This window comes from Chitinophagales bacterium (genome assembly GCA_017303835.1).
Taxonomy (GTDB): Bacteria; Bacteroidota; Bacteroidia; order Chitinophagales; family Chitinophagaceae; genus JAFLBI01.
The window spans coordinates 1,956,396-1,982,405 of the sequence record JAFLBI010000001.1; the positions used below are offsets into that span (position 1 = coordinate 1,956,396).

The window sequence follows — 26,010 nt, forward strand, 5'->3', positions numbered from 1 at the left end:
ATGCTACTGTGATGAATTAGAAACCAAGTCTTACACCTGCCTGAACAGTTCTCAATGCAGGATACTGCGCACCAGTTAATGAAGCTGAGTTGAACTCAGGATCACGACCACGGAACTTGGTGAAGGTCAGCAGGTTGGTACCTGAAGCATACACCATGAGAGAGCGCATCTTGGCTTTGTTCAAAATTTTAGCTGGGATATTGTATGAGAGGGTTACAGATCTCAATCTTACGAATGAGTTGTTCTCAACAAATCTTGTAGTGTTGGCTACAAATGGGTTTCCTGGGCGAGGAATTCTGGTGATATCACCAGGCTTCTGCCATTCAGTCAACATATCTGTAATCATGTTATCGTAATAGTAGTCTGGATTCTCCAGGTTGTTACGCTCGTTGTTGTAAGCGCTCTGACCACCGAAGTAGCTGAACTGTGCAGAAAAAGCAATACCCTTATAGTTTGCATCTACGCCAAAGCCACCAAAGTAAACAGGGTCACCATTACCAACAATCTTTCTATCGTTAATGCTGTAAGTTTCAGTGATTGTACCATCCAACTTACGATACTGCGCATTACCATTTTGTGGGTTAACACCAGCATACTCAACCAGGAATAATGATTGAATTGGCTGACCCTTGATACGTGCAACAATACCTGATACGATTGTATCACGATCTGTCAGACGTACAACAGCATTCTTGTTGTAAGTAAAGTTGGCGTTAACACCGATACGCAAATCCTTATTTCTTACGATATCATAGTTTACTGCAAGTTCCACACCACTGTTTCTAACAGCACCGATATTTCTTGTCAGGGTGTTGAAACCAGTTGTACGAGACAATTCTGCAGGCAGGAAGAGATTATCAGTTAATTCGCTATACACTTCCAAAGAACCGCTCAGTCTGTTGTTAAACATACCGAATTCGAAACCAGTGTTGAATTTTTTACGAGATTCCCACTGCAGATCTGTGTTCTCCAATTCAGTAACAGTAGAACCTTGAGTAGCGTTATACAAACGACCACCAACTGCACCTTGAGACTGGTAAGCGCCAATACCTTCCTGGTTACCTACAGTACCATAACTGATCTTGAACTTCAACTGATTTAACCAGCCTGAAACACCATCCATGAATTTCTCATCACTGATTAACCATGCAGCACCTACACCACCGAATGTAGCGTAACGCTTATCAGCACCAAAACGAGAAGAACCATCACGACGGACATTACCAGTGATGAAATATCTGTTCTTGAAACCGTAGTTTACTAATCCGAAATAAGATTCCAAAGAAGCTTCAGAACCACCTGCACCAACACGTGGTAACAGATCTGAATTGATTGTAGCACCAGCTTCATTTTGGAATGGAGATTCCAGCAAGAATACAGTTCTGCTATTGTTATTCGCTTTCAGATCAACTGTTTCATAGTACAAACCACCATCAATTGAGTGTTCACCAAATGTTCTGGAGTAGTTAATTGAGTTGGTGTTCGTAATACGAGAGCTCTTTGAGAAAGAACGGCCGAAAGAGCTTGTTCTGAAGTTAGCAAAAGTACCAGAAGTAGGTCTTGGGTTAGAACCAGCACTGTACGTTCTTCTATCTACAAATGCATTTGCATCAAACTGACGATAGTCGATACCGTAAACAGTTTTGATTGACAAACCTTTTACAAAAGGAATCTTGTATTCAGCGTTGATGTTCGCAACTGCTCTCAGATCAACACTCTTATTATTGTTCCAGAAAAGATCTGTTGTGGGAATAGGCTGGAAACTTTCTGCCAATCTTGGGCGAGTTAAAGTTGTTCCACCAGCAACAAAGTTACCGGCAGCATTATAGCGACCAGGCACAAATGGTTGCTCATATGGGTTTGTCCACAAACCAGCATTCAGCGGCGTACCGATACCGGTATTGGCTTCTGAAGTATTCGTGAAATTAGAAACAGTACCAGTTGTATTGATACCGAAAGTGAAATTACCAGCTTCCTGAGTCAGGTTCATACGACCAGTAATTCTGTCGAAACCAGTATTACGTACTGTACCTTCCTGTGTGAAGTAGTTTACTGAAGCGAAATACTTTGTTTTATCGCTACCACCTGAAGCACTTGCGTTAACACTGTGTGTACGACCAGTGCGTGTAATTTCATTGAACCAATTGGTATTGATTCCACGCAGAGAGTCGATCATTCTTGGTGAATAGAAAGAAAGTGAAGTACCACCTCTTCTCAATTCGAAATCGATTTTCTGATTGGTATTCATCAATTCCATATCGTTGAAATCAGGCAGTGTAGACCAACCAGTGTACACATCTACTTCCAACTTAGGTTTACCGGTTGAACCACGCTTAGTTGATACAACGATAACACCGTTACCACCTCTAGAACCATACAGTGATGTTGCAACGGCATCTTTCAGTACTGAAATGTTCTCAATATCGTTAGGGTTTAACTGACTGAAGTCTGCAGCAGCAATTTGAATTCCATCTACAATATAGATTGGTTCAGTACTACCGTTGATAGAACCTCTACCTCTGATAATGGCACTACCGCTTGCACCTGGCTGACCAGAGTTGGCACGCAGAATCAAACCTGGTGTACGACCCTGCATAGCCTGATCAAAAGAGGCAATGGGCACGTTTGCCACTTCCTCACCCTTGATCGTACCAGCAGAACCAGCAAAGCTCCGTTTCTGAGCAGACTTATAACCTGTAACCACCACTTCTTCCAGGTTCTTGTCAGATACCAGCATTTTGATCATCATTGTTCCGGAGATGATATCAGCAGATACATTGTCGTAACCCACTGATTTGAAAAGGAGCTTCTTTGCATCCTGAGGAACACTGGCAGTGAAAGCACCATCTTCACCTGTTAATGCCACATTGTTTCCATTAACACTTACAGCTACCCCGGCAATAGGCGTTCCCGACTTGCCATCGGTTACTTTACCGGTAACTGTTTTGGTCTGAGCAAATAACTCAAACGAAGCCAAAGCAGCTAACATGGTTAGCACTACAGTTAGTTTTCTCATTTGAAGTTTAATTTAAAGGATGGCAATTTTATAAAAAACAAGTCAAATATTTAGCATTTCGATAACCAATGACGAATAAATGACACATCAAATTATTCATCATATGTTGACCGTAATTTTATAAAATGCTGATTTATAATGCGGTAAACAGACAAAATGCAGTAAACAATAGCTGCAGCGAAACATTCCGGATTTAAAACCTATAGCTATAAAGCAAAAAAGGGGTCGACTTTCGCCGACCCCTTTGAGATATTTCGCTTTAAAAAGTTTACAACTTTCTCAAACGCAGTGTTAATGTACCCTGAGGTGTACCACCATATACGTGCGCAAGGCGCAATGTAATAGTTCCGGTACAAGAGAATACAAAACCTGAACCGGAAGCGCTTGCGATAACGTTACCAAAAGCAGTATAGTTACCGTAAGTAACGTTTGGTACAGTAGCTGCACCAGTTGCAGCGTTTACATTTACTACCATTGGGTTAACCACTACACCATAGAATGGAGCAGGGTAAACGTTACGCAGGTTCAATTGGTTAGCACCAGGGCCATCCAATACCTGAACAACATCACCTACACCCCAATCCGCCCAATCATCTTGTAATACTTCATAGTTACCTGCCATAGGCGCTACGAAAGGACAAACGATAGTGGCAGTCCAGCGGAAAGCGTGGTTATAGTTCACGTTACTTTCATAATCTGCAAATGTGTTAGCGATAGAGAACTTACGGCCATCTTCAGTAATTACCTGATTGTACAGGTTGTACTGAGTACCAGGCTGTAAAGCACTAGTTGCAATACCTAATGCAGTTGCCATTTCAGTAGCACTTACAGTTAAGGTTGCTTTATCGTTCACAAGATTTACTTCCTTAATCTTTCTCCAGGTAGTTGTATCAGTGTTGTTACGTGTACTGGCGTAGATAGCTACTTTGGCAGCTTTCAATACACCATAAGAATACACTTTACAAGAAACAGAACTACCTGCAAGATTGGAATAATCCAGGTTGCCATTAATTATGGCATTGGGCGTATCAAATTTTAATACTTCACCCTGGCCAAGGTTCTCATACTTCCATACATCCTGACCTTCTTTTTTACAAGCGATCACGAAGAGGAAGAGACCCAGCGCTACGATGAATGATAATTTATTTTTCATTTTACTCATAGTTTAGTGATGATTCATTTAGAACAGCGCATCAGGGTTAGTATCCCAGAATACTTTCACGCCAGGACCAGCTTTCTGAGAACCATTGGTATTCAGGTTAGCAAAGTCTGCAGGATAGTAGAATGAGCGGATAAATGCACCAGGGCTAGCCACCAGCATCGGCTGTAATGCTCGAGGACGGCTGGTTCTACGATACATATTCCAAGACTCAATACCATTACCCCATGTAGTAAGGTAGTATTCTTTTAAACCAAGATCCAGTTTAGCTGCATCAGTTGCTGCTGCATCCCAAAGATTTGACATACCATTTACATAAGTAGTCTGTCTGCTTGCTGCAGTTGTTAAAGCAGAGGAAGGTATTGCCATGCCTACTGTTGCACCATAACCAAATACGCGCGCCATGTTTTTATTGATACCACTCACGAAGTAAGCTTTCTCCTGTGCTGGAGTAAGGTTAACACCAGAAAGTGTGATACCTGCTTCCATCAGGGTAAAATCAGTAAACCATGACATCCAGATTGGATGGATACCTGCACCTTTTGCACCATCATTGATACCAACAGCAGTTATAGAAACATCATCAAACTTACCACCGGCTGGGTAAATTCCCCATACAGTACGCTGAGCACCATCAGGAGGAATACCACTGTTATCACCATGATCACGACCCCAGTGGCCAGACAGTGTGTAACAGAATGGATCATCAGGACCATAATGACCAGGTGCAGCATTGTATGCACAAGGCTGCTGAGCTTGTGAACCTGGCGCAAAAGCCTGGCGATAGAAATAGAACTCACGACGAGGATCTCTTGGTTGACCCAGGAGGATTTTTTCTACTGCAATTGCATGCATGAAGTAAGTACCGATATAACCACCAGCACCACCGGAAGCACGGTAACCATCATTGTAGCGAGGGTGACGTGTGTTAGGGTTAGCCAGCTGAGTACCATAACGGAAAGTAAAATCTTCAGCATCTGTATCAATCAAATCACCACCAGTAATCAACGCATTGATACCAGCAGTAGCGGCAGCTGCATCTGATAAACGCAGATTCAGGTAAGCACGCAGCTTCAAAGTTTTAGCCAGTGTTGCCCAAGCAGCTCTGCGTGTTGCAGTTGAGCTGAGGTGACCATAATACATATCATTTGCAACATTGGTAGATGGTGTACGACCCATATTGGCGATACCAGAATCCAATAATGCAATAGCAGCATTATAGACATTCTTACCTGGATCTAACTTAGGGTTCGTATTTGCATTACCCTTATTGGCTTCTGTATAAGGCACATCACCGAAGCAATCTACCATGGTCATCATTGTATAACCTTTCAGGATATACGCAATACCCACATGGTAAGTCTGTCTTCTTGGAGCAGCCAGTTCAATCAAGGCATCTGCGTTCTTAACAATACTTGTATAAGCAGATGACCAAGTGCCTGAATAACTCTGAGGTGAGTAACCATTGGTGTAGTTAGCACCAGTAAAAGCTGACTGTCTTGTGAATTCAGCACCGAATGACTGAACCGCATCAAAATAGCCAGGGAAAGACAGCTGAATCTGGTTTACATACAAATCAGCATCTGCTTGCGCAGGCAGTGGTTGGTTGGGGTTCTCCAGCATGGAGTCGAACTTCTTGTTACATGACGTTGCAACAAGACCTGCAACCCCGGCAACCATAATTATCTTCTTAAATATTTTCATTGTTTCGAGATTTTAGGTGATTAAAAGGTTACTCTGATGCTGGCACCAACTCTTCTTGAAGAAGGACCAGTAATGAATTCCAAACCTCTGTAAGAACCTACACCCAAACCGGATGTTTCTGGATCGAAATTGCTGTACTTAGGGAAGTTAGGCGCTAAGTACCACAGGTTTTGACCAGATATTGTGAAAGAAATTCCACCGAATGGCAGCTTCTTCAAAGCACTCTCAGGAATTGCATATGACAATGACATTTCTCTCAAACGAATTACAGAGCCATCCCAAATACTCATATCATTTGCACCAAAACCGAAGTTGGCAAAATAGGCGTTGGTAGCAGATGTCTGGATATTGTTAGGCTGACCATTTTCCAATACACCTGGCAGAATAACCGGTGCATATCTGTCGAACTCTGTATCCTTTGTAACACCACGAGCCAACAAAGCACGTGTAGTAGTTGAGTAAATATCACCACCATGTGTGTAATCCCACTGCATACGGAAGCTCAGACCCTTGTATGTTAAGGTATTGATCAAAGCACCTTTCCACAAAGGCAGCGGGTTACCGATGATACCGATTTCGTTTGAAGAAATATAGTTACCAGCACTGTTTACTACACGCTGACCAGATTTTGCATCACGCTGAACATAATAACCTTGGATAACACCCAAAGGCTGACCATTCATCGCAAATGCACCCAGATCAGTATAACCTGCTACAGGAATCTGCTTGATAGAAGATGGCAGATTACTTACCATGCTGCGGTTACGTGTATAGTTCATATCAATCTGCCAGCTGAAGTTTCTGTTCTTGATAGCAGTAACACCCAGTTGCAGTTCAATACCCTTGTTAGATACGTCACCACCGTTTACTTCTTTACTTGTATAACCGGTTGCTGGATCCAGTGCCTGAGTCAGGATCTGATCCTTAGAAACACGATTGTAGTAAGTGAAGTCAACGCTTAAACGGTTATTGATGAAACGACCTTCCAAACCAATTTCAAACTCTTGCAGCAACTCTGGCTTCAAATCAGGGTTAGGCAAGCGGTTAGGAATTGAGTTCGTGTTTAATGCAGTACCATTTCTATCTACGAAAGCATTAGCGTTTACACTCAGGGCCTGACGAGTTCTGTAAGGCGCTGGGAAACGAGCACTGGTTGAATAACCAGCACGAACTTTTGCGTAGTTAATGATTTTATTATTCTGCAAAGAAGCAATAGCAGAAGTAGGAATAAATGAAACGCTGGCAGAAGGATAGAACAATGAACGGTTTTGAGCTTCAAGTGTAGAAACCCAATCGTTACGTCCACCCAGTGTTACGTACATATAATCCTTATAACCGAATGAACCTTGTGTGAACACACCAATTTGTTGCTCACTAGATCTGCCATTCAGGTTACTACCATCTTCACCACGGAAAGCCTGGTTGATGAAGTTACCATGGTTAAACAGACCGAAGATGATCTGTTGCTGACTGGCAACACCTGTTTGGTCATCGCTACGCTGACGAGAGTTAACACCAGCTTCAACTGTAACGTTCCAGTTTTCATTGATATCTGTTTGGTAGTTACCAATCAGGTAATGATCCCAGATAGTTGTTTGCGCATTAACTGTACGCATGAAACCCAGTGGACTTTGTACACCACCTTTGTTCTGGTAATAATAATCGAATGTGTTGAAATTATCCCAACCCAGACGATAGGTTACGTTCAGATTCTTCAGCACATCATACTTTGTTGAAATCTGACCATAAGTACGATTCACCTTCTGACCAGTGAGCACATTCTCAACTGTCCAACGAGGGTTCTGAATATCGTTAGCAGGACGGTAATAGATAGAACCACCAGTTAATGGGTTTTTGTATGGCAGGTTCATCAAATCTACTGCAGGAGGCGTATACATCAAATCAGCAAATACACCAGATCCATTAGCAGCAGAGCTACCAAAGCTCACTGAGTTAGGAGGTGATTTGAAATCTGTGTTTACAAAGTTGAATGTAGCATTCAAAGTAATGTTGTTGCTCAACTTCGCGTTACCACCAATACCGAAAGTATTTCTGTTTACGCTGTTACCAGGTGTGAAACCCTTATCATCTAAGTAAGAGTAGTTAGCACTCAGGTTAACACCGCCAACACTACCCTTCATGTTGATAGAAGTTGTGCTTACAGCACCCTGACGGAAGAAATTCTTTACGTTATCCTTATAAGGTTTGAACTCATATGTCTGACCCTGGAACTCAGGAAACGCACCAGCAAGACCTGGTTGGTTATAGGGGTGGTTTACACGAACCGGAGGCGTACGGAAAGGCGCACCCCAGTTACTGAAAAATGTTAAACCAGTAGACATATCGAAACCACCACCAAACTTATCTGTATACTCAGGCAGGTTTGCCACAGTGTTAGAGAAGTAAGATTGGTTAACTGTAACTTCTGTTTTCTTGTTTACGCGTGTATTGGCACCGTTCTTGGTTGTGATCAACACCACACCATTACGACCTTGAGCACCATACAGTGTTGTTGCACTCAAACCCTTCAGTACGTTAACGCTTTCAATGTTGTTTGGATCCAGATCCAAGAAACGGCTTGAAGACTGGTTACCATAACGGAAGTCAGACTGCGCATTGGTAGAACCATCAAACTGTACACCATCTACAATGAACAATGGAGTGGCGTCACCAGAAATAGAAGATACACCACGAATGATGATGTTGGTACCTGAACCAGACAAACCGCTGGTTGCACCAATATCCACACCAGGTGCTTTACCGTTTAACAAACGAACCACGTCACCATCGGGACGCTGCTCTAATTGCTTTTTGTCAACGGTAGCAACCGCATAACCCAAAGCTTTCTTTTCACGCTTCACGCCCAAAGCGGTTACAACCACTTCGGTCAGGTTTTTTGTATCCACTACAAGTGATACATCATTACCTGCACCGGCTTTGGCCGAAATCTCTCTGTTTGCGTAGCCTTCCACGCTGATTACCAGTTTTGTACCGGGTTTCACTTTGATGGAGTAGGAACCATCAGCACCCGCACTGGTCGCATTGTTGGTGTTCTTTTCCCTGACTGTAGCGCCAGCGAGAGCGGCACCCTTCTCGTCAGTAACCTTACCGGTTACCACGACTGTTTGTGCAAACATGGCAATAGACAAAACCATGGCACAAAAGCCGAGCAGTAGCTTTTTTCTCATGTGCATTTTGTTTAGAATGGAGCCAAATATAGCCCTTAAGAATAATTTAACAAAAAAAAGACAGGCATTTATAAACAAATGCTGCATGAGCTTACATTAAAAAATATTTTACATAAATATTTGATTATCAATTAATAATTATCAAAATAAGCAACTAGTCGAAATAAAAGATCCCAAAAAAGTGGGTACATATAAAAAATTATTACATGTATGCTTACCATTCATAAATCAAAAAAGGAGGCACTCGCCTCCTCATTTTGATAAAATTTGTTAAAAAAATTAATCCCGTTCTCTATTCCCTAAAAAAATCAGGAGATACTGTACCAAGGTGGCAATCGATGCTACTGCAGCTACCACATATGTCATGGCTGCCCATTTTAATGCATCCTTTGCTCCGCTTGACTCCCTGCTATTGGTAATATTGGCATTTCCTAACCATGCCAAGGCCCTGTTACTGGCATCAAACTCAACGGGGAGTGTAATGATCGAAAACAAGGTTGTTAGCGCAAACAATACAATACCAATTAGCAATAGAGATGGAAATACATTGATAGCCAATATGCCTGCCAAGAGTACCCATTGCACTATACTACTACTGAACTGCACCACAGGTACCAGTTTGCTGCGCATATTCAGCCAGGTATAGGCTGTGGCGTGCTGTACAGCATGGCCACATTCATGGGCGGCTACAGCAGCAGCAGCTATACTGGTTCCGCTATAGACTTCTGGACTGAGATTAACGGTTTTATTTGCCGGATTGTAGTGGTCGCTCAAGAACCCATCTACCGATACAACTTGTACATCATAAATACCATTGTCGCGCAGCATTTTTTCCGCAACTTCTCTTCCACTCAGCCCGATAGACAAAGGCTGCTGACTGTACTTCGTGAACTTGGATTTCAGCTGCATGGAAACCAGCATACTGATGCCTACAAAAATCAGCGAGACCAACATGATCGAATTCATAACACAATGATTTATAATTGATCTTATCAAATTTACGACCAGTTCATTTTCTGCTGCCAAAATACAGAAGACTATCAAATAACAACAACCTAACTTATTGATTATCTAATACTTACAGAAAATCTGCCATTTTGCCCTCCTCCAGCAAAGACAGGTTTTACTGATTGTAAAAAGATGCCCGCTTGACAAAAATTTATTTTGAAAACTGCTCCAGAATTGTAATTTAGTGGCAGAATTTAATGGGTTAGTAAGTAAGGGGGTCAGCAGTTTTGCTGGCCCTTTTGCTTTTGTCTGATTCAGCATTTTCAGCCCTTCCTGATCTGTATCTTTAATGCCTTATGAGTAAAGTGAAATCTGCTTTTTTCTGTAGCAATTGTGGTTATGAAAGCACGAAGTGGTTAGGTAAATGTCCTTCTTGTTCACAATGGAATACATTCATTGAAGAAATCATCGATAAAGGGCAACAAAACAAACAAGGTTGGGATGATTATCGTGAAGAAAAAAAACAAGGCAGAACTGTTGCGTTAAGAGATGTAGACTCCTCAGAAGAAAAAAGAATCATTACTGCAGATTCTGAACTCAATCGTGTACTTGGTGGTGGTATTGTTCCAGGAAGTATCATTTTGGTTGCCGGTGAACCGGGAATTGGTAAAAGCACTTTGTTTTTACAAAACGGTTTACAACTAGCACAACTGAAAACTTTATACATCAGCGGAGAAGAAAGCGAGCAACAAATCAAAATGCGGGCAGATAGAATTCAACATCAACATGCACATTTTTATTTGCTTACTGAAACATCCACACAAACCATTTTCCAGGAGATCAAAAAACTAAAACCTGATCTGGTGATTGTGGACTCAATTCAAACGCTTCAGTCGAACCTGATTGATTCGCCCGCAGGCAGTGTATCACAAATCAGAGAATGTACCGCAGAACTGCAGCGCTTTGCAAAAGAAACTTCCACTCCAGTATTCTTAATTGGTCATATTACCAAAGATGGTTCTATCGCAGGTCCAAAGATTCTGGAACATATGGTGGATACTGTTTTACAGTTTGAAGGTGATAGACATTATGCTTACCGCATTCTACGTACACTCAAGAATCGCTTTGGCAGCACAGCAGAACTGGGCATTTATGAAATGACAGGAGCAGGCATGCGCATTGTAAGCAATCCTTCTGAAATATTGATCACACAGCGTGAAGAACAACTCAGCGGCTCTGCCATTGCAGCTACTGTTGAAGGTATGCGGCCATTACTGATAGAAATACAAGCATTGGTTACACAAAGTGTCTATGGCACGCCACAAAGAACAGTAAGTGGTTTAGACTTGCGCAGATTACAACTCTTACTTGCTGTGCTGGAAAAACGCGGTGGTTTTCAGTTTGGCATGAAGGATGTATTTGTAAACATCGCTGGTGGCTTAAAAGTAGAAGATCCATCAACGGATCTTGCAATTATTTGTGCGTTGCTATCCTCTTACGAAGACATTCCACTACCACAACAAATCTGCTTTGCTGGTGAAGTTGGTTTGAATGGAGAAATACGCGCTGTAAATAGAATTGAACAACGTATTGCAGAAGCAGAAAAACTGGGCTTCGAAAAAATCATCATCTCCCGTTACAACAAAAAATCATTTGATCCTAAAAACTTCAGGATAGAAATTGTAGCACTGGGTCGCGTAGATGAAGTGTATAGACAATTGTTTTAGACAATAGCTTACAGGAAAATGAGGCAATGTAATTTGATACATGCCTTTATCGCTACTTCAGGATTTACGCACTTTGTTATTCCCGCATTATTGTTTTGGCTGCGGCACAGATGCGCTGCCTTACAACACAACATTGTGCGCCAGATGCAAATTGAGTTTACCAGAAACAGGTTTCTTCGCACAAAGTGATAACCCTGTTGCTGCTAGTTTTATTGGAAGAATTCCTATCCAGCAAGCAGGTGCAGGTTATTACTTTACCAAGGATAGTCTCTTACAAGAACTACTGGAACAGCTTAAATACAAACGACAGCCGGCTATAGGCCGACTATTAGGCAGATATATTGGTCATTTTCTCGCCAATGCCCCCTTATACGCAGACATTGATGTGTTGCTGCCATTGCCACTGAACGCAAAAAAATTGCATTTACGTGGTTATAATCAGGCTGATGAAATATGCAATGGCATTAGGGAGGTTTGGCCCAAACCCGTCCTCACACATGTGCTGGAACGTACCATGCACACCGAAACACAAACCAATAAGAACAGGCTAAACAGGTGGCAAAATATGCAGGGAAGTTTTCGTGTTTGGGATAAAGCAGCCATTCAAGGCAAACATGTTTTGCTGGTAGACGACGTAATGACGACTGGCGCTACGCTTGAAGCATGCGGCCAGGCCATTCTAGCTATCACAGGCACCAAACTCAGCATTGCTACGGTTGCTTGGACCATTTAGTTCATCAAAAAGACCAGAACCATTTGCTTTTTTCCCTGTTATTTGTAAAAAATCGGCATATGAAAAGAGTATTTATGGCATCATGCCTCACCTTATTTGCAGCAGCTATGCTTTCATTCATTGCACCTCCCGGTACTATCCATGCTTTCAAGATCAAGTCCATTGATGGCAAGGAAATCGACTTTTCAAAATTCAAAGGCAAAAAAATTCTAGTCGTAAACACTGCCTCTATGTGCGGTTATACGCCTCAGTATAAATCACTGGAAGCTTTGTACAAAGCGCATAAAGACAAACTGGTAATTGTTGGTTTCCCCTCTGACAATTTTGGCGGACAGGAATACCAAGATGACAAAGAGATCGCCAGCTTCTGCGAAAAGAATTTTGGCGTAACCTTTCCTTTAACGACACGCGTAGATGTGAAGGGTGACAAAGCTATCCCCATTTACAAATGGTTGTGCAACAAATCCGAGAATGGCGTTTTAGATGCTGACATCAAGTGGAATTTTAATAAGTTCTTGTTAGATGAAAATGGTAAAATGATTGCCTATTTCCCAAGCAGAACCGCTCCCGATAGTGAAGAAATCATGAAGTTTTTAAAATAATTTGAGCCATATTCTCAATTAAAAAAGCCTCTTTCATAGAGGCTTTTTTATTAACTAATTCATCCAGAGATAAACGCATCTATCCGCAATCAAGGTCTATTGCCAACTAATCGATAGCACTTTCAATATTGCTCAACATTGAAAATCACCATTGCTTTTTGTACTTTCGTGGCAGAACCCCTGCAATGCTCGCTTTTACTAAAACCCTGCTCAAGCCTGGTTATATCAGGCTATTGTGGTTTTGCGTTCCCGCAATTGCCGCAGTCATTGGTATTACCCAAGGGGCTGATTTCTACAACAACTTTCTCATTTTCAAACAGGTATTCTGGCACACCATTGATCAAAAAAATTTATACCTGGCTTACCCAAATGAGTATCTCGACAAAAACCATTACGGTCCGTTTTTCTCTTTAATCATCGCACCTTTTGCCATACTACCTGTTCCAGTGGGCGTTTTCCTATGGATAATGGCAAACATTGCTATTCTGTTTTTTGCAATCCATCAGCTACCACTTAGCACATGGAGTAAAAACGCCATCTTACTCATTGCACTAATTGAAGCATTAACAGCTATTCAAAATGTACAGTTCAACCCCATGCTTACTGCATGGATTGTATTGGCATATGTTTTTACCAAACGAAATCATACACTGCTTGCAACTGCATTTATTGTTGCCGGTATGCTTGTAAAAATCTATGGCATTGTTGGATTTGCCTTCATCTTCTTTAGTAATGACTATAAAAAGTTCATCACCTACAGTTTAATGTGGAGTGTGGTATTTTTTGTAGCACCCATGATTTTAGCCGATCCTGAATTTATAGTTCAGTCTTATGTAGACTGGTATAACTCTCTGGTAGAAAAAAATGAAGAAAACCTGAGCACATATCTCTTCACAGGTATGCAGGATATTTCATTCATGGGGTTTGTAAGAAGGGTGAGTGGACTTTATACTTTGCCCAATTGGTATTTTCTCATACCTGCTGCTATACTAAGCTTAATACCCCTCCTGCGATTTTCACAGCATGCCGAAACGAGCTTTCAGTTAACATATCTGGCACAACTACTGATAGGTCTGGTGATATTCAGCTCATCAGCAGAATCACCCACCTATGTGATTGCTGTAACAGGTTTTGCTATCTGGTATGTGTTACAAGGTCCTACTCCGCCATTACATATATACTTGTTGCTTTTCCTACTATTAATTCTGACTGTTTTCTCACCAACAGATCTGTTCCCCAGATATATCAGAGAAAACTATGTCATCAAATATTCGCTAAAAGCGTTGCCCTGTATGATTGCCTGGCTGATAATCAGCTGGCAGTTGATTACTACAAATCATCGTACTAAAGCTTATGGATAAGTCTTTATACCTGATATTACCAGCGCATAATGAATCAGGAAATATATTCCCGATTTATGAAGAGATCTGTAATGCACTTACCGAAACAAACTATGACTTCCATATTCTTTTTGTGAATGACGGCAGTACAGATGATACCCTGGAGAAAATCAAATCGCTTGCAAACAACGACACCAGGGTTCGATACATTAGTTTATCCAGAAACTTCGGTCATCAGAATGCCATCAAAGCCGGGTTGGATCATGCAGATACCAGTATTGTTATTATGATGGATTGCGATTTACAACATCCGCCCCATCTGATCAATGAAATGCTCGCCTGCTATGAACAAGGATATGATATTGTAAGAACCAAAAGAAAGGAACAACAACACGAGGGCTATCTGAAAAGGAAATTATCTAAACAATTTTACCGATTACTGAGCAGCATATCGGATATACATGTTGAAGAAGGCTCAGCTGATTTCAGGTTGGTGTCTGGTAAAGCGCTGGAGCAACTCCGTATGTTTGATGAGTTTGATCTTTTCTACAGAGGCATTATTAAATGGATCGGATTTAAACAGATTTCAATTGAATACACACCCAGCCCTAGAAGATTCGGAGAAACCAAATACACCTTCCAACGCATGGTGAGCTTTGGCCTGAAAGGGTTTACTTCTTTTAGCACAAGACCTTTGTATTTTGCTGCTTATGCTGGTGTATTCTTTGCATGCCTTTCTATTTTATACATACCTTATATCCTGTATTCCATGTATCATGGGCATGTAGTTGAAGGCTGGACCTCTGTACTGGCAAGTATTGTGTTTTTTGGTGGATTAAACCTGATGATTTTGGGATTGATAGGCGTATACCTCTCTAAGGTTTTCCTGCAGATTAAAAACAGACCACACTATATTGTGAAAGAGACAAACATATGAGGCCTGTTGTTTTACTGAGTTTTGATGTAGAAGAATTTGATATGCCGATAGAATACGGCAACAATATTCCTTTAACGCTTCAAATGGAATTGGGTAAAAAAGGATTGGATGCTTTACAACCAATTTTACAAAAACCCAATATTACCACTACACTTTTCACCACAGCAAACTTTGCAGATCATTATCCGGAAAGTATCCAAGCTTTATCGGTACAGCATGAGATTGCTTCGCATACCTATTATCATAGCAAATTTGAAACTGCAGACTTAGCTGCTTCTAAGCATCGACTGGAAGCTATCACCGGCAAACCAGTAACCGGACTGAGAATGCCGCGCATGAAGCAGGTACCCGTTCAAGACATGATTGATGCAGGCTATCAATATGATGCATCTATTCACCCTACTTGGTTGCCAGGCAGGTATAATAACCTGCATTTACCAAGAACCATCTTCCAGGATCAGGGACTTTTGCGTGTTCCTGCATCTGTAAGTCCTTTCTTAAGACTACCCTTATTCTGGCTGAGCTTTAAAAACTTTCCTTTTGCCTTTTACCAAAAACTGGCTGTTCAAACACTACGTAAAGATGGCTATCTGAGCCTCTACTACCACCCTTGGGAGTTTACCGATGTCCGTAATCTGGGTTTACCCACTTATACAATACGCCATTGTTCAGGTTTGTTACTTGAAAGACTATACAAGCTGATAGAACTACTTGAAAAGGAAGCCGTATTCATGACCATGCAGGATTACGTTCATCATAATTTTTCTGCGCATTAAACCTTTTGGCGGAACTTCTATCTCAGAAAAAAAAGAGATGATCGCAATCTTATTAGCCATCTACCTGGTGTATTGCTTGTATGCATGCAGAGAAGACGCAGCGCATGAAGCCGTGATTACACAACTGTAATACCTGTTTTTATTCCGATATCCTTTACCCAAGAAGCAGCGCACAACTGTGCTAAAAAAAATCAGCAGAAAATATTGCAGCCTTTAACTTCGTCGCCATGCTTTTCAGCGAAGTCATAGGCCATGAGGAAGTAAAGCAACACCTCACCGAAATGGTGCAGCACAATCGCCTAAGCCATGCCTTGCTCTTTTTGGGTAAGGAAGGTAATGGCACCCTGCCCCTGGCGCTGGCTTTTGCTCAATATGTGGTAAGTCTGCCCGCTGTTAAAGAGAAAGTGATGGCCGCTGATTTGTTTGGTGGTTTTTCTGCTATTGAAACAGAAGAGCCTACAACAGATACGGTACTCTTACCAGATCAGATTGCAGAACTGCCTGCTTACCTGAGGGCAACACAACTCATTCACCCCGATTTACATTTTTCCTATCCCGTAGTTACGAAGAAGCCGGGCGATAAACCTACCAGTGCAGATTATCTAAGTGAGTGGAGAGAGTTCATTAAACTCTACCCTTATGGCAATGTGTACGATTGGCTGCAATTCATTGGTGCAGAGAACAGACAGGGTAATATCACCGCTGAAGAGTGTAACGATATCATCCGCAAACTCAACCTGAAGAGCTTCGAAAGTGCTTACAAGGTTTTGGTGATGTGGATGCCCGAATACTTGGGCAAAGAAGGCAATAAGCTCTTGAAATTGATCGAAGAACCACCGGCAAACACCTTATTTATTCTGGTAGCAGAAAACGAAGAACAGATATTGCCTACGATTTTGAGTAGATGCCAATTGGTGAAAGTACCTGCCTTGGAGCAAGATGTCATTGCCGGCGCACTGGTTGCACGAGCACAAGTTGAGCCGGCCAGAGCTAGCCAAATTGCTGCCATAGCTGATGGCAATTATCGCGAAGCCCTACAATTGATGCAGCATGCTGAGGAAGACTGGCAGAGTCTGCTACGCGAATGGCTGAATGCCACTTTGCGCAATGGCCCCGTAGCTCAGATCAAGTTTACCGAGGAAATCAGCAAGCTGGGCAGGGAAAAGCAAAAGCAGTTCCTTAAATATTTTGTGCACCTGATTGAACAGAGCATTCGCATCCGTATCATGGGACCAGAAAGGGTGCAAATGGCTGATCATGAGAAGGATTTTGCCCAACGTATCAATAAAATTGCCTCTGTAAGCCAACAAGAAGCCATGGCCACGGCACTGGACAAAGCCGCTTACTACGTGGAACGCAATGCCAACGCCAAAATGCTGTTTCAGGCCCTGACCATCCGGCTTTACCACATCATTCAACACAAAACCTTAATTTTGGCTCAGTGACGCCGGTTTGGCCGGCAAAATGGCAAGGTGCGTTTGGAACAACACAGGCAACTGTGTGGCAGAAAGCGAATCATCCTCGTTACATCATATATCTCTCGATTGCCTGCCGGGCTTTGTACCGAACGGTGCAGTGAGTGACACAACAACAGATGATGGCTATTCAAAAGCCGGTACCACCACCTGCCCTATAACTTTAACCATTGTAACCTGATAATATGGGCTGTGGATCTTGTGGAACGGGGAAACCCAATGGATGTAAAAGCAACGGAGGTTGCAGCACGGGCGGTTGTAACCGCTTGAATGTGCATGACTGGCTAATGAACCTGCCTTTCAGCGACCCCGAAAGTTCCTGCAAAGTAGTAGAGATTAGTTTTAACCAGGGCAGCAGGAAGGAATTCTATCGCAATCCAACTTTACAATATTTTGAAAAAGGCGAGCTCGTTACCGTAGAAGGTGCGGGTGGTTTTGATGTGGGTGAAGTGAGCCTGAGTGGCGAACTGGTGCGCCTGCAATTGAAAAAGCGGGGTGTAGATGAGTTCAATCCTGAGATGAAGAAAATCCTGCGCAAAGCTTCTGAGAGAGATATTGAAATTTATCGCACATCAAAAGGTCGTGAAAAGGAAATGCTGGCACGCAGTCGCGCAATTGCCCGCAGCCTGAACCTACAGATGAAACTCAGCGAAGTGGAATTGCAGGCCGATGGCAAAAAAGCTACTTTCTTCTATACCGCTGATGATCGTGTGGATTTTCGTGAACTGATTAAGCAATACGCATCCGACTTTAAAGTGAAGGTGGAAATGCGTCAGATCGGTATCCGCCAGGAAGCTGCCAAAGTAGGCGGTATTGGCTCTTGCGGACGTGAACTCTGTTGCAGTACCTGGTTACATGATTTCAAGAGTGTAAACACTACGGCTGCGCGTTATCAGAACCTGAGCATTAACCAAACTAAGTTGAGCGGACAATGTGGCCGTTTGAAATGTTGTTTGAATTACGAGCTGGACACATATCTGGATGCTTTGCAACATTTCCCGGATAATGCAGACTATATTGAAACAGCCCGTGGCCGCGCCAACCTGATCAAGAAAGATATTTTCAAGAACTTGATGTGGTATGTGTTGCCTGATAGCAATAAGCAATACCCACTCACCATTCAGCGTGTGAAAGAAATCAAGCGTTTGAATGCGCAAGGCATCAGACCTGAAGAATTACAACCTGTAGAAGTGGTGAGCAGCAAACCACGTGAAGCAGAACCTGCTTTTGTAGATGTGGTAGGACAAATCAGCTTACGCAGTTTGGAACGCAATAGCAAAAAGCGCCGCGACCGTGATCGTGAACAACGCAGTGGTGGTGGTGATCGCAGACCAGACAACAGACCGCCGCAACAAGGTGGCGGACAAGCTCCTCGCGGACCACAACAGCAAAGGCCTAATCAACCACAACGTCCGCAACAACCTAGCAATAAGCCACAACAAGGCGGACCTAACAGACCGCCACAGCAAAGACCACCACAACAAGGTAATAGACCAGGCGGTAATCGTGGCCCACAAAGACCAAACGAACCGAAAGCATAAAACAATCCCCGCTAAATAGCGGGGATTTTCATTTTATAGTTTCTCCATTTCTGCTGCGGTAAACTCCATCAATGTTTTGATATAGTCTGGAGAGAGATTGAATTCCACACCTGCAGCGGCATACAGTTCAGGTAATGTTTTCGTACCACCTAATGATAAAGCTTGCACATAGTTTTGAATGGCTTGATCAGGATTTTGTTGATACTGCATCCACAAACCAATTGCACCCAATTGTGCAATACCATATTCGATATAATAGAATGGCACTTCAAACAAATGCAACTGACGCTGCCAGCCTATTTCTCGGAAAGCTTCTAAGCCGGTGTAATCAATACTATTGGTAGAAAACTCATTTAGGATGCCCATCCAAGCTGCCGTTCTTTCTTCAACAGTATGTGTAGGATGTTCATATGCCCAATGCTGGAATTTATCGATGATGGCAATCCATGGGAAGATGGTGATGGTGCGCTCTAACTGATGTTCTTTGGCACGTTGCAAATCTGCTTCATTATTGAAGAAAGCCTGCCAATGATTCATGCTAAACAATTCCATCGCCATACTGGCAACTTCTGCAATCTCAGTTGGGTACTCTTTGAAAGCACTCAATTCCAGGTTATGCGATAAGAAAGAATGAATGGCATGACCACCTTCGTGTACCATGGTGGTAACATCACTCATTTGTCCCGCTGCATTCATGAAAATGAATGGCGCACCACTTTCAGCAAGTGGACAGTTGTAACCGCCGGGGGCTTTGCCTTTGCGGCTTTCCAAATCAAAATGTTTGAGTTCATCCATCTTGCGAAGGCAATTGGCGAAGAATGGATGCAATGATTCGAAGCAGGTGATGGATTTATTCAGCAAATCTTTACCATCTGTAAAAGGCTTGAGTGGCTGAATGCCTTCAGGCTCAGCTTCTGTATCCCAAGGACGCAGTGTATCAAGGCCAAGCTTGGCTTTTTTCTTCTGATAAATTTTTTCAATCAGTGGAAGCACATGCAGTTTTACTGCTTCGTGAAACTGGAAGCAATCTTCCTTGGTATAATCGAAGCGACCCATTTCTGCAAACTTGTAATCTCGATAGTTTGCAAAGCCTGCGTTCACTGCCACTTGATGTCTTTTCTCAATGAGCTGAGAATAGAGTTGGTGCATGGCGTCTTTATCCTGCAGTCTGCGTTCCTGAATTTTGCGATAGACTGTTTCGCGCAGGTTTCGGTCATGACTCTCTAAAAACTTACCTGCTTGTTGTAAAGTATACTCTTGTCCGTTTACCTCAATTGTCATCTTACCCGCAATGGCACCATATTGCTGCTGCATTACATTCAATTCGGCCTGCAATGGAATATTAGCCTCACGATAGAGTTCAATATTCTTCTTCACGTTACGTAAGTAGGTGAAATATTTATCCTGCGGCAATTCAGCGGTATAGGGTGAAGCTATCAGCTTTTTGTTCAGCGCATCGGCATAAGGTTGCAGCTTAGGCTGAATTTCCATGAAGAAGAAATTAAATGCTTCTTCCAGAGCTTTATCAGTAGTATCGCAAGTCATGCGGATTTGACGCCAGCAGGCATCCTCACTCACCACAGCTTCCAGCTCACTCATATCGCGCAGCCATTGCTCTAATTCATCTACACTACTGATAGGACGCTCCAACAGGTTTTTAAACCAGGGTTCCAAAGCTTCCCAAGTAGTAACAGTAAAATCTTTCGGCAAGAAATGGCGGGGCAGTTTTTCAATTGCAGCACTGAGTTCCATAGTACGAATTTGAAGCGCAAAAATACGCGCTGTTAGCGAGGACTGGGCAAGAAAAAGCCCTTCTTCAGAAGGGCTGGTCAATATTTACAGTTCTTTAATCTTGATGGTGATCAGCTGGGGAGCATTTTCAGTGCCACCAAAGAAGGGAAAGAGTTTATATCCCTCTGCTTTGGTTGTGGTAGCTGCCCTGGGCATGCTAACGGTTACCCCATTCACATTGAAGATATACTGATTACCGGAAACCTTGATAGAGCAAGGAATTTCCGCATTCAAAGGTACAGCAGTGATAAAACGCCAATCATTCACAGAATTGTTGTAGTTATAGCCTAAGAGCTCAAGTTGGTTATTGTACCAACGCCAGCCAATGCGCGCACTAAACTCATGGTGCTGCTTATTATTGTCAGAGAAACCATAGAGTTTGTTGATATCCGATTGGTTAGAAGGACTGGCAGTAGTGTATTTAGCCGAATTATCGAATTGCACTATAAACCGCAATGAATCAAGTGTAACGGGCTGTGTTTTGGCCTGATCGGAGCTTTGTGCCCCTTTCTGGATGGTATAACTCACCCACACACCCTTCAAATCGTTCTTAAATAAGTCCTCTTTCGTACATGCAGCCAGCAGAAAGAGGGGTAAATACAATAGGATTCGCTTCATTGGAGGTTATTGTTTGCATAAAGGTACGGATTAAGGCAAGTCTTGGTTTACTTGTACAAGGAACTGCCTATTTTTACGCCCTTTAAGCAGAACAAGCGTGCCGGATATTATTCAACTATTACCTGACAATTTAGCCAACCAGATAGCCGCTGGTGAAGTGATTCAAAGACCTGCCAGTGCAGTGAAGGAATTACTGGAAAATGCCATTGATGCAGGTGCTACAGAAATTAAACTCATTGTTGCAGATGCGGGTAAGGCATTGGTACAGGTGATAGATAATGGCAAGGGCATGAGTATGACGGATGCACGTATGGCATTTGAACGCCATGCAACCAGCAAGATCAGGGCGATTGAAGATTTGTTCCATATACGTACCATGGGTTTTCGCGGAGAAGCATTGGCTTCTATTGCGGCGGTGGCTCAGGTGGAAATGAAAACCAGACAGGAGCATGAGCAATTAGGCACTTATCTGGAAATTGAAAATAGTAAGGTTACCAAGCAAGAACCTTGTGCAGCGCCAACAGGTACCAGCATTAGTATGAAGAACTTGTTCTTCAATGTACCTGCCAGAAGAAATTTTCTGAAAAGTAATGCAGCTGAGATGCGCCATATCATGGATGAATTCATTCGCGTGGCGATGGCTTTTCCGAAGATTATCTTTTCGCTTACTGCAAACGGCCAACAAGTTTATTATCTGGAAAGCGGTAGTTTAAAACAACGCATCCTTCAATTGCTCGGCAATCAGTACAACACCAAACTGGTACATGTTGCTGAGCAAACAGATTATATGAATATTCAGGGTTTTGTGGGCAAGCCCGATACGGCTCGCAAAACCAGGGGTGAACAGTATTTCTTCGTGAACAACCGTTTCATCCGAAGCGCTTATCTCAACCATGCAGTAAACAGCGCTTTTGAAGGTTTGATTGCCAAAGACAGTTTTCCAACTTATGTATTATTTATTGAGTTAGATCCTGCACAGGTGGACATCAATGTACATCCAACCAAACAGGAAATCAAGTTTGAGGATGAGAAGATTGTCTATGCGTTTGTACAAGCAGCCGTGAAACATGCATTGGCACAATTTTCTGTTGCGCCTTCTTTAGATTTTTCGCTGAATGCTGATATTCAGCAATTGGATGCAGTTAGTAAACCATTTACAGAAACTGCGCAGTCACAGGCTTCTAGCTCAGACTTGTATCAAACCTTTACGCAAAAAAATCAGGCGCATAAAATTGCACCCAGCAGAGAAAAAGGATTGGGCCATTGGAGTTCTATGCTGGACCAATTCAAACAACCTGAAGAACAATGGCAACAAAGTTCAACGGAAGATTTGTTGTATGGCAAAACCAAAAAGCAATCCATTGCCTTAAAGCAGGATGCGCCCTTATTACAATTGCATAATACCTATATCATTGCCTCAGCGATGAATGGATTTGTGTTGGTTCATCAGCAATTGGCACATGAACGTATTTTATACGAACGCTATGGAACTGCACATCAGCAGCTTATGCCTACACAGAAAACCCTGTTTCCTGTTACGCTGGAATTAAGCACACCTGATGCGGTTTTACTGGAAGATTTATTGCCGGAAGTCAATAGCCTTGGATATCAAATTGAATACTTTGGTAAGGACAGTTTCATTATTCATGGTACACCAGCAGATATTTTGGCAGGCAATGAGAAACATTCGATTGAACTATTGCTAGAACAATACAAGCATTTCAGCAGTGATGTGAAATTCAGTAAACGTGAGCAATTGATTCGCTGTATGGCGCGGCAACAAGCCATTAAAGCCGGACAAAGCCTAAGCCAACAAGAAATGTTGCAATTGGTGGAAGATTTATTGCAATGTCAAACACCGAATATCACGCCTAGTGGCAGCCCAACATACCTGGAGTATAAGGAAGATTATCTGGATAATATGTTCCGCAAATAATTACTGCGTTTGATACACCTGTAATAGAAACTGCTCTACCGCACGTCTTACTATTGTAGCAGATGTTTGGTGGTTATTCACGAGTACAGAGAAGATCAAATGTTTTCCCTTAGCTGTTTCTAAGAACCCGCTTAAAGCTACTTGTCCGCTTAAAGTACCAGTCTTCGCATACAGTTTCCCATTTAAGTCTTTATAATAGCCGCTCAAAGTACCACTGCCACCTGTTGGGAAGATTGAACTGATACGCTTCCAGCTGAAATCCTGTTTCATCTTAGCAAGTATCTGTACAAAGTCTTGCGGTGTAAAGAGATTGTATCTGCTGAGTCCGCTACCATCTGCCCAGCGGGGTGCTTGTGGCAGATTGGCGAAATCTGTTTTCAATAAACTATCAATCACTTTATTGTCGCTCATATAACCCAGCATCTGCTGACTAATCATCAACAAGGTTTGTTCTGCATAGAAATTATCGCTTCTGTGCATCATGGGTTTGAGTAAAGAATCTGTATGTTGTGAGTAGACTTTCTTCCAAACAGTGTCTGCAATACTTTCTGAATCCAAAAACTGAATAGTCTTACCCAAACTGTCTTCCAGCAATGCTACTGACAAAGCGTCGTTGGTTACAAATGGTATATCTGTACTGGTAAAACGGCTACTACCCTTTTCTACTTGAAAACTATTGGAAGCCTGTGGGCGATTGATGCGAATATTATCGCTGCGCAAATCAGCAAAGATGCTGACAGAGTCTTTGAATAGTTTAGGTGTCGTGATTAAGTTATTTCCACGTTTGCTAAAACGCACCACATTGCCATAGACTGGTGCAGCAGATCGTTCTGGCATATAAGCTGCATCGTAATCATTCCATGCCCAGCCACTGCCGTACTTCTCTGACTTCCATTCCGGTAAAGTGACGATAAGCTCATCTGCATGTTGCTTAATGAAATCCGCAACGGGATGTTTCTTGTAATCAGGATGCAATAAAGTTGGATCGCCAGTGAACTTTGCAGTAATACCCGTTTCTGTTGGAATGTATTGCAAGCCAACAATGCTATCACCTAAATGCTTCATCGCAGCATAACAGGTAACGATTTTGGTATTGCTAGCGGGAACAAAATATTTATCGCCCTGGTAGTTGTAGAGATATGCGCCTTTTTCAGGATCATACAAGCTAATACCAATATGTGCTTTGGCTAATTCGGGCTGATTAAAGATGCTTTTATCGGCAGTCTGCTGTAATTTTTTAGTCGTGTTACAGGCAAACAATACAACTATTGCAATCAGCAAAAAGCAGCGATACAGATGCTTAAATAACATGGTGAAAAGGTACAGAAACCTATTTACATACGCTCCATAGCACGCAGCCATCTTTCCGGAATATCATTGCCGGCGGCAATCATATAATCGCGCTGGTTGCTGGCGATATATGCACCATCGGGCATACGCATCCACCAACGGCCAGTCTTTTTACTTTGTATAAATGTGGTTTCCACTTCGGCAAATGCCATGGTGAATTCGTTAAAGCTGCTTTTATCTTCCATATCTGCTTCATGTTTGAGGCGGAAGATGCCATCCATCAGGTACCAGATCATGTGTGCCAATTGCTTGGCTGTAAGTTCATGTTCATCCCATTCTGCTATATAACCATACAGACCAATGGTGCTGATGTGGTTACTCATACCTGCAAATTGCATCAGCGTACAAGCTTCTTCTCCATTGAATCCATTGGGCGTGAGACGGTTTGCAGGTGCATGTGCATGTTGTATCGCCGCAATATCGAAAGTGAGCATATGGCTGTTGCGAATACAAGGCTCCATTTCCTGAATATCTTCCTTCACCTTGCCTACGCGATAGCAATCGAAGCGCAGTTTATCAATGGTTTCCAGCATACCTGGATGTACATAATAACTCTGAAAACCGATATGGTTATAATGACGCAGGAAATTGGGTTCTGAAGTAAATAACTCCATCAGGAAATTATCCGCAGGCAGCAAGCTGTCTGTATCCATATCCATGCGCGCATCCACACAGCTGACTTCAATGATACGCTTCAATGATGCATAGGCACCATACTGCGCCATGGTTACATCATGTGAGCCGCCAAGAATCAATACTTTTTTATTGAGTAAGATTAATTCAGTCAGTACTTCACGGAGTGCAGCGTATGTATCTAATAAGGTTGCACCGGTTTTAATATTCCCAATATCGGCCACTTTTACATCCTTGTGCCAATGGAAGAGTTGGTAGAATTCACAGCGTACTTTATCGGGACTATTCGACTGTGATACTTCTGATGCACCGCCACGCATTTCTGTACAGCCAATCAGGATCAAGTCTGCATCTTGTAAATCTGGGAATTCCTCTTCATATACAATTATGTGCTGACCTATCTGCGTAGGCTTATAGGCTTCATCTAAACTAATATGGGCAATACTGATAGGATCTAAAAAATCGATAATGGTTTGCAGCGACATGAAGACATTTTTCTCCCTACAGAGACGCTCAAAGCACTGCTTTTATTGTGC

General features: G+C 42.4%; 18 protein-coding genes. 9 read left to right on the top strand and 9 right to left on the bottom strand.

The window, feature by feature from the left end; translation table 11 throughout:
- Nucleotides 1-16: 16 nt before the first annotated feature.
- The 5 genes from J0L83_08875 to J0L83_08895 form a co-directional block, all read right to left on the bottom strand.
- Nucleotides 17-3,016 (bottom strand): SusC/RagA family TonB-linked outer membrane protein, encoded by a 3,000-nt coding sequence (locus J0L83_08875; protein ID MBN8664673.1) that lies wholly within the window; start codon nt 3,014-3,016, stop codon nt 17-19.
- Between the two features lie 268 nt (nt 3,017-3,284).
- Nucleotides 3,285-4,169: a hypothetical protein gene (locus J0L83_08880; GenBank protein ID MBN8664674.1), complete on the bottom strand. Its 885-nt coding sequence runs from the start codon at nt 4,167-4,169 to the stop codon at nt 3,285-3,287.
- Between the two features lie 27 nt (nt 4,170-4,196).
- Entirely contained in the window at nt 4,197-5,879 is a 1,683-nt protein-coding gene (locus J0L83_08885) for a SusD/RagB family nutrient-binding outer membrane lipoprotein (protein MBN8664675.1), read from the bottom strand.
- A 20-nt stretch (nt 5,880-5,899) separates the two neighbouring features.
- Nucleotides 5,900-9,067: a SusC/RagA family TonB-linked outer membrane protein gene (locus tag J0L83_08890; GenBank protein ID MBN8664676.1), complete on the bottom strand. Its 3,168-nt coding sequence runs from the start codon at nt 9,065-9,067 to the stop codon at nt 5,900-5,902.
- 279 nt (nt 9,068-9,346) lie between these two features.
- On the bottom strand, nt 9,347-10,033 hold the full coding sequence (locus J0L83_08895) for a zinc metallopeptidase (protein ID MBN8664677.1): 687 nt from the start codon (nt 10,031-10,033) through the stop codon (nt 9,347-9,349).
- A 338-nt stretch (nt 10,034-10,371) separates the two neighbouring features.
- Between J0L83_08895 and radA the strand changes: the two genes are divergently transcribed.
- The 8 genes from radA to J0L83_08935 all read left to right on the top strand — a co-directional run bounded on the left by radA (nt 10,372) and on the right by J0L83_08935 (nt 19,146).
- On the top strand, nt 10,372-11,742 hold the full coding sequence (radA, locus tag J0L83_08900) for a DNA repair protein RadA (GenBank protein ID MBN8664678.1): 1,371 nt from the start codon (nt 10,372-10,374) through the stop codon (nt 11,740-11,742).
- Between the two features lie 40 nt (nt 11,743-11,782).
- A complete protein-coding gene (locus J0L83_08905) occupies nt 11,783-12,475 on the top strand; it encodes a ComF family protein (GenBank protein MBN8664679.1) in 693 nt (230 codons plus the stop codon).
- Between the two features lie 59 nt (nt 12,476-12,534).
- A complete protein-coding gene (locus tag J0L83_08910; protein ID MBN8664680.1) occupies nt 12,535-13,077 on the top strand; it encodes a glutathione peroxidase in 543 nt (180 codons plus the stop codon).
- A gap of 185 nt (nt 13,078-13,262) precedes the next feature.
- Entirely contained in the window at nt 13,263-14,438 is a 1,176-nt protein-coding gene (locus J0L83_08915; GenBank protein MBN8664681.1) for a DUF2029 domain-containing protein, read from the top strand.
- Nucleotides 14,431-15,354: a glycosyltransferase family 2 protein gene (locus J0L83_08920; protein MBN8664682.1), complete on the top strand. Its 924-nt coding sequence runs from the start codon at nt 14,431-14,433 to the stop codon at nt 15,352-15,354. The genes J0L83_08915 and J0L83_08920 overlap by 8 nt, the downstream gene beginning before the upstream one ends.
- Nucleotides 15,351-16,130: a DUF3473 domain-containing protein gene (locus tag J0L83_08925; GenBank protein ID MBN8664683.1), complete on the top strand. Its 780-nt coding sequence runs from the start codon at nt 15,351-15,353 to the stop codon at nt 16,128-16,130. The genes J0L83_08920 and J0L83_08925 overlap by 4 nt, the downstream gene beginning before the upstream one ends.
- Nucleotides 16,131-16,357: 227 nt before the next feature.
- On the top strand, nt 16,358-17,575 hold the full coding sequence (locus J0L83_08930; protein ID MBN8664684.1) for a hypothetical protein: 1,218 nt from the start codon (nt 16,358-16,360) through the stop codon (nt 17,573-17,575).
- Between the two features lie 215 nt (nt 17,576-17,790).
- Complete coding sequence (locus tag J0L83_08935) at nt 17,791-19,146, top strand: hypothetical protein (protein ID MBN8664685.1); 1,356 nt, start codon at nt 17,791-17,793, stop codon at nt 19,144-19,146.
- Between the two features lie 33 nt (nt 19,147-19,179).
- Here the strand turns inward: J0L83_08935 and J0L83_08940 are convergent, their stop codons facing one another.
- Both J0L83_08940 and J0L83_08945 read right to left on the bottom strand, forming a co-directional pair.
- A complete protein-coding gene (locus J0L83_08940; protein ID MBN8664686.1) occupies nt 19,180-20,898 on the bottom strand; it encodes a M3 family oligoendopeptidase in 1,719 nt (572 codons plus the stop codon).
- 84 nt (nt 20,899-20,982) lie between these two features.
- Nucleotides 20,983-21,555 (bottom strand): hypothetical protein, encoded by a 573-nt coding sequence (locus tag J0L83_08945; protein ID MBN8664687.1) that lies wholly within the window; start codon nt 21,553-21,555, stop codon nt 20,983-20,985.
- A gap of 97 nt (nt 21,556-21,652) precedes the next feature.
- On the opposite strand from J0L83_08945, the gene mutL reads away from it, so the two are divergent.
- Nucleotides 21,653-23,491 carry a DNA mismatch repair endonuclease MutL gene (gene mutL / locus J0L83_08950; protein MBN8664688.1) on the top strand — a complete coding sequence of 613 codons (1,839 nt, stop codon included), beginning with the start codon at nt 21,653-21,655 and terminating at the stop codon, nt 23,489-23,491.
- Here the strand turns inward: mutL and J0L83_08955 are convergent, their stop codons facing one another.
- The gene (locus J0L83_08955; GenBank protein ID MBN8664689.1) at nt 23,492-24,802 is read right to left on the bottom strand and encodes a D-alanyl-D-alanine carboxypeptidase; all 1,311 of its coding nucleotides are present in this window, start codon (nt 24,800-24,802) and stop codon (nt 23,492-23,494) included.
- A gap of 23 nt (nt 24,803-24,825) precedes the next feature.
- The gene (locus J0L83_08960) at nt 24,826-25,959 is read right to left on the bottom strand and encodes an arginase family protein (GenBank protein MBN8664690.1); all 1,134 of its coding nucleotides are present in this window, start codon (nt 25,957-25,959) and stop codon (nt 24,826-24,828) included.
- Nucleotides 25,960-26,010 lie beyond the last annotated feature (51 nt).

Coding starts and splice junctions, on each gene's coding strand:
- J0L83_08945 (MBN8664687.1), bottom strand. CDS start 21,555: ATGAAGCGAATCCTATTGTATTTACCCCTCTTTCTGCTGGCTGCATGT.
- J0L83_08880 (MBN8664674.1), bottom strand. CDS start 4,169: ATGAAAAATAAATTATCATTCATCGTAGCGCTGGGTCTCTTCCTCTTC.
- radA (MBN8664678.1), top strand. CDS start 10,372: ATGAGTAAAGTGAAATCTGCTTTTTTCTGTAGCAATTGTGGTTATGAA.
- J0L83_08930 (MBN8664684.1), top strand. CDS start 16,358: ATGCTTTTCAGCGAAGTCATAGGCCATGAGGAAGTAAAGCAACACCTC.
- J0L83_08940 (MBN8664686.1), bottom strand. CDS start 20,898: ATGGAACTCAGTGCTGCAATTGAAAAACTGCCCCGCCATTTCTTGCCG.
- J0L83_08920 (MBN8664682.1), top strand. CDS start 14,431: ATGGATAAGTCTTTATACCTGATATTACCAGCGCATAATGAATCAGGA.
- J0L83_08935 (MBN8664685.1), top strand. CDS start 17,791: ATGGGCTGTGGATCTTGTGGAACGGGGAAACCCAATGGATGTAAAAGC.
- J0L83_08885 (MBN8664675.1), bottom strand. CDS start 5,879: ATGAAAATATTTAAGAAGATAATTATGGTTGCCGGGGTTGCAGGTCTT.
- J0L83_08955 (MBN8664689.1), bottom strand. CDS start 24,802: ATGTTATTTAAGCATCTGTATCGCTGCTTTTTGCTGATTGCAATAGTT.
- J0L83_08905 (MBN8664679.1), top strand. CDS start 11,783: ATGCCTTTATCGCTACTTCAGGATTTACGCACTTTGTTATTCCCGCAT.
- J0L83_08915 (MBN8664681.1), top strand. CDS start 13,263: ATGCTCGCTTTTACTAAAACCCTGCTCAAGCCTGGTTATATCAGGCTA.
- J0L83_08925 (MBN8664683.1), top strand. CDS start 15,351: ATGAGGCCTGTTGTTTTACTGAGTTTTGATGTAGAAGAATTTGATATG.
- J0L83_08875 (MBN8664673.1), bottom strand. CDS start 3,016: ATGAGAAAACTAACTGTAGTGCTAACCATGTTAGCTGCTTTGGCTTCG.
- J0L83_08960 (MBN8664690.1), bottom strand. CDS start 25,959: ATGTCGCTGCAAACCATTATCGATTTTTTAGATCCTATCAGTATTGCC.
- J0L83_08895 (MBN8664677.1), bottom strand. CDS start 10,033: ATGAATTCGATCATGTTGGTCTCGCTGATTTTTGTAGGCATCAGTATG.
- J0L83_08890 (MBN8664676.1), bottom strand. CDS start 9,067: ATGAGAAAAAAGCTACTGCTCGGCTTTTGTGCCATGGTTTTGTCTATT.
- J0L83_08910 (MBN8664680.1), top strand. CDS start 12,535: ATGAAAAGAGTATTTATGGCATCATGCCTCACCTTATTTGCAGCAGCT.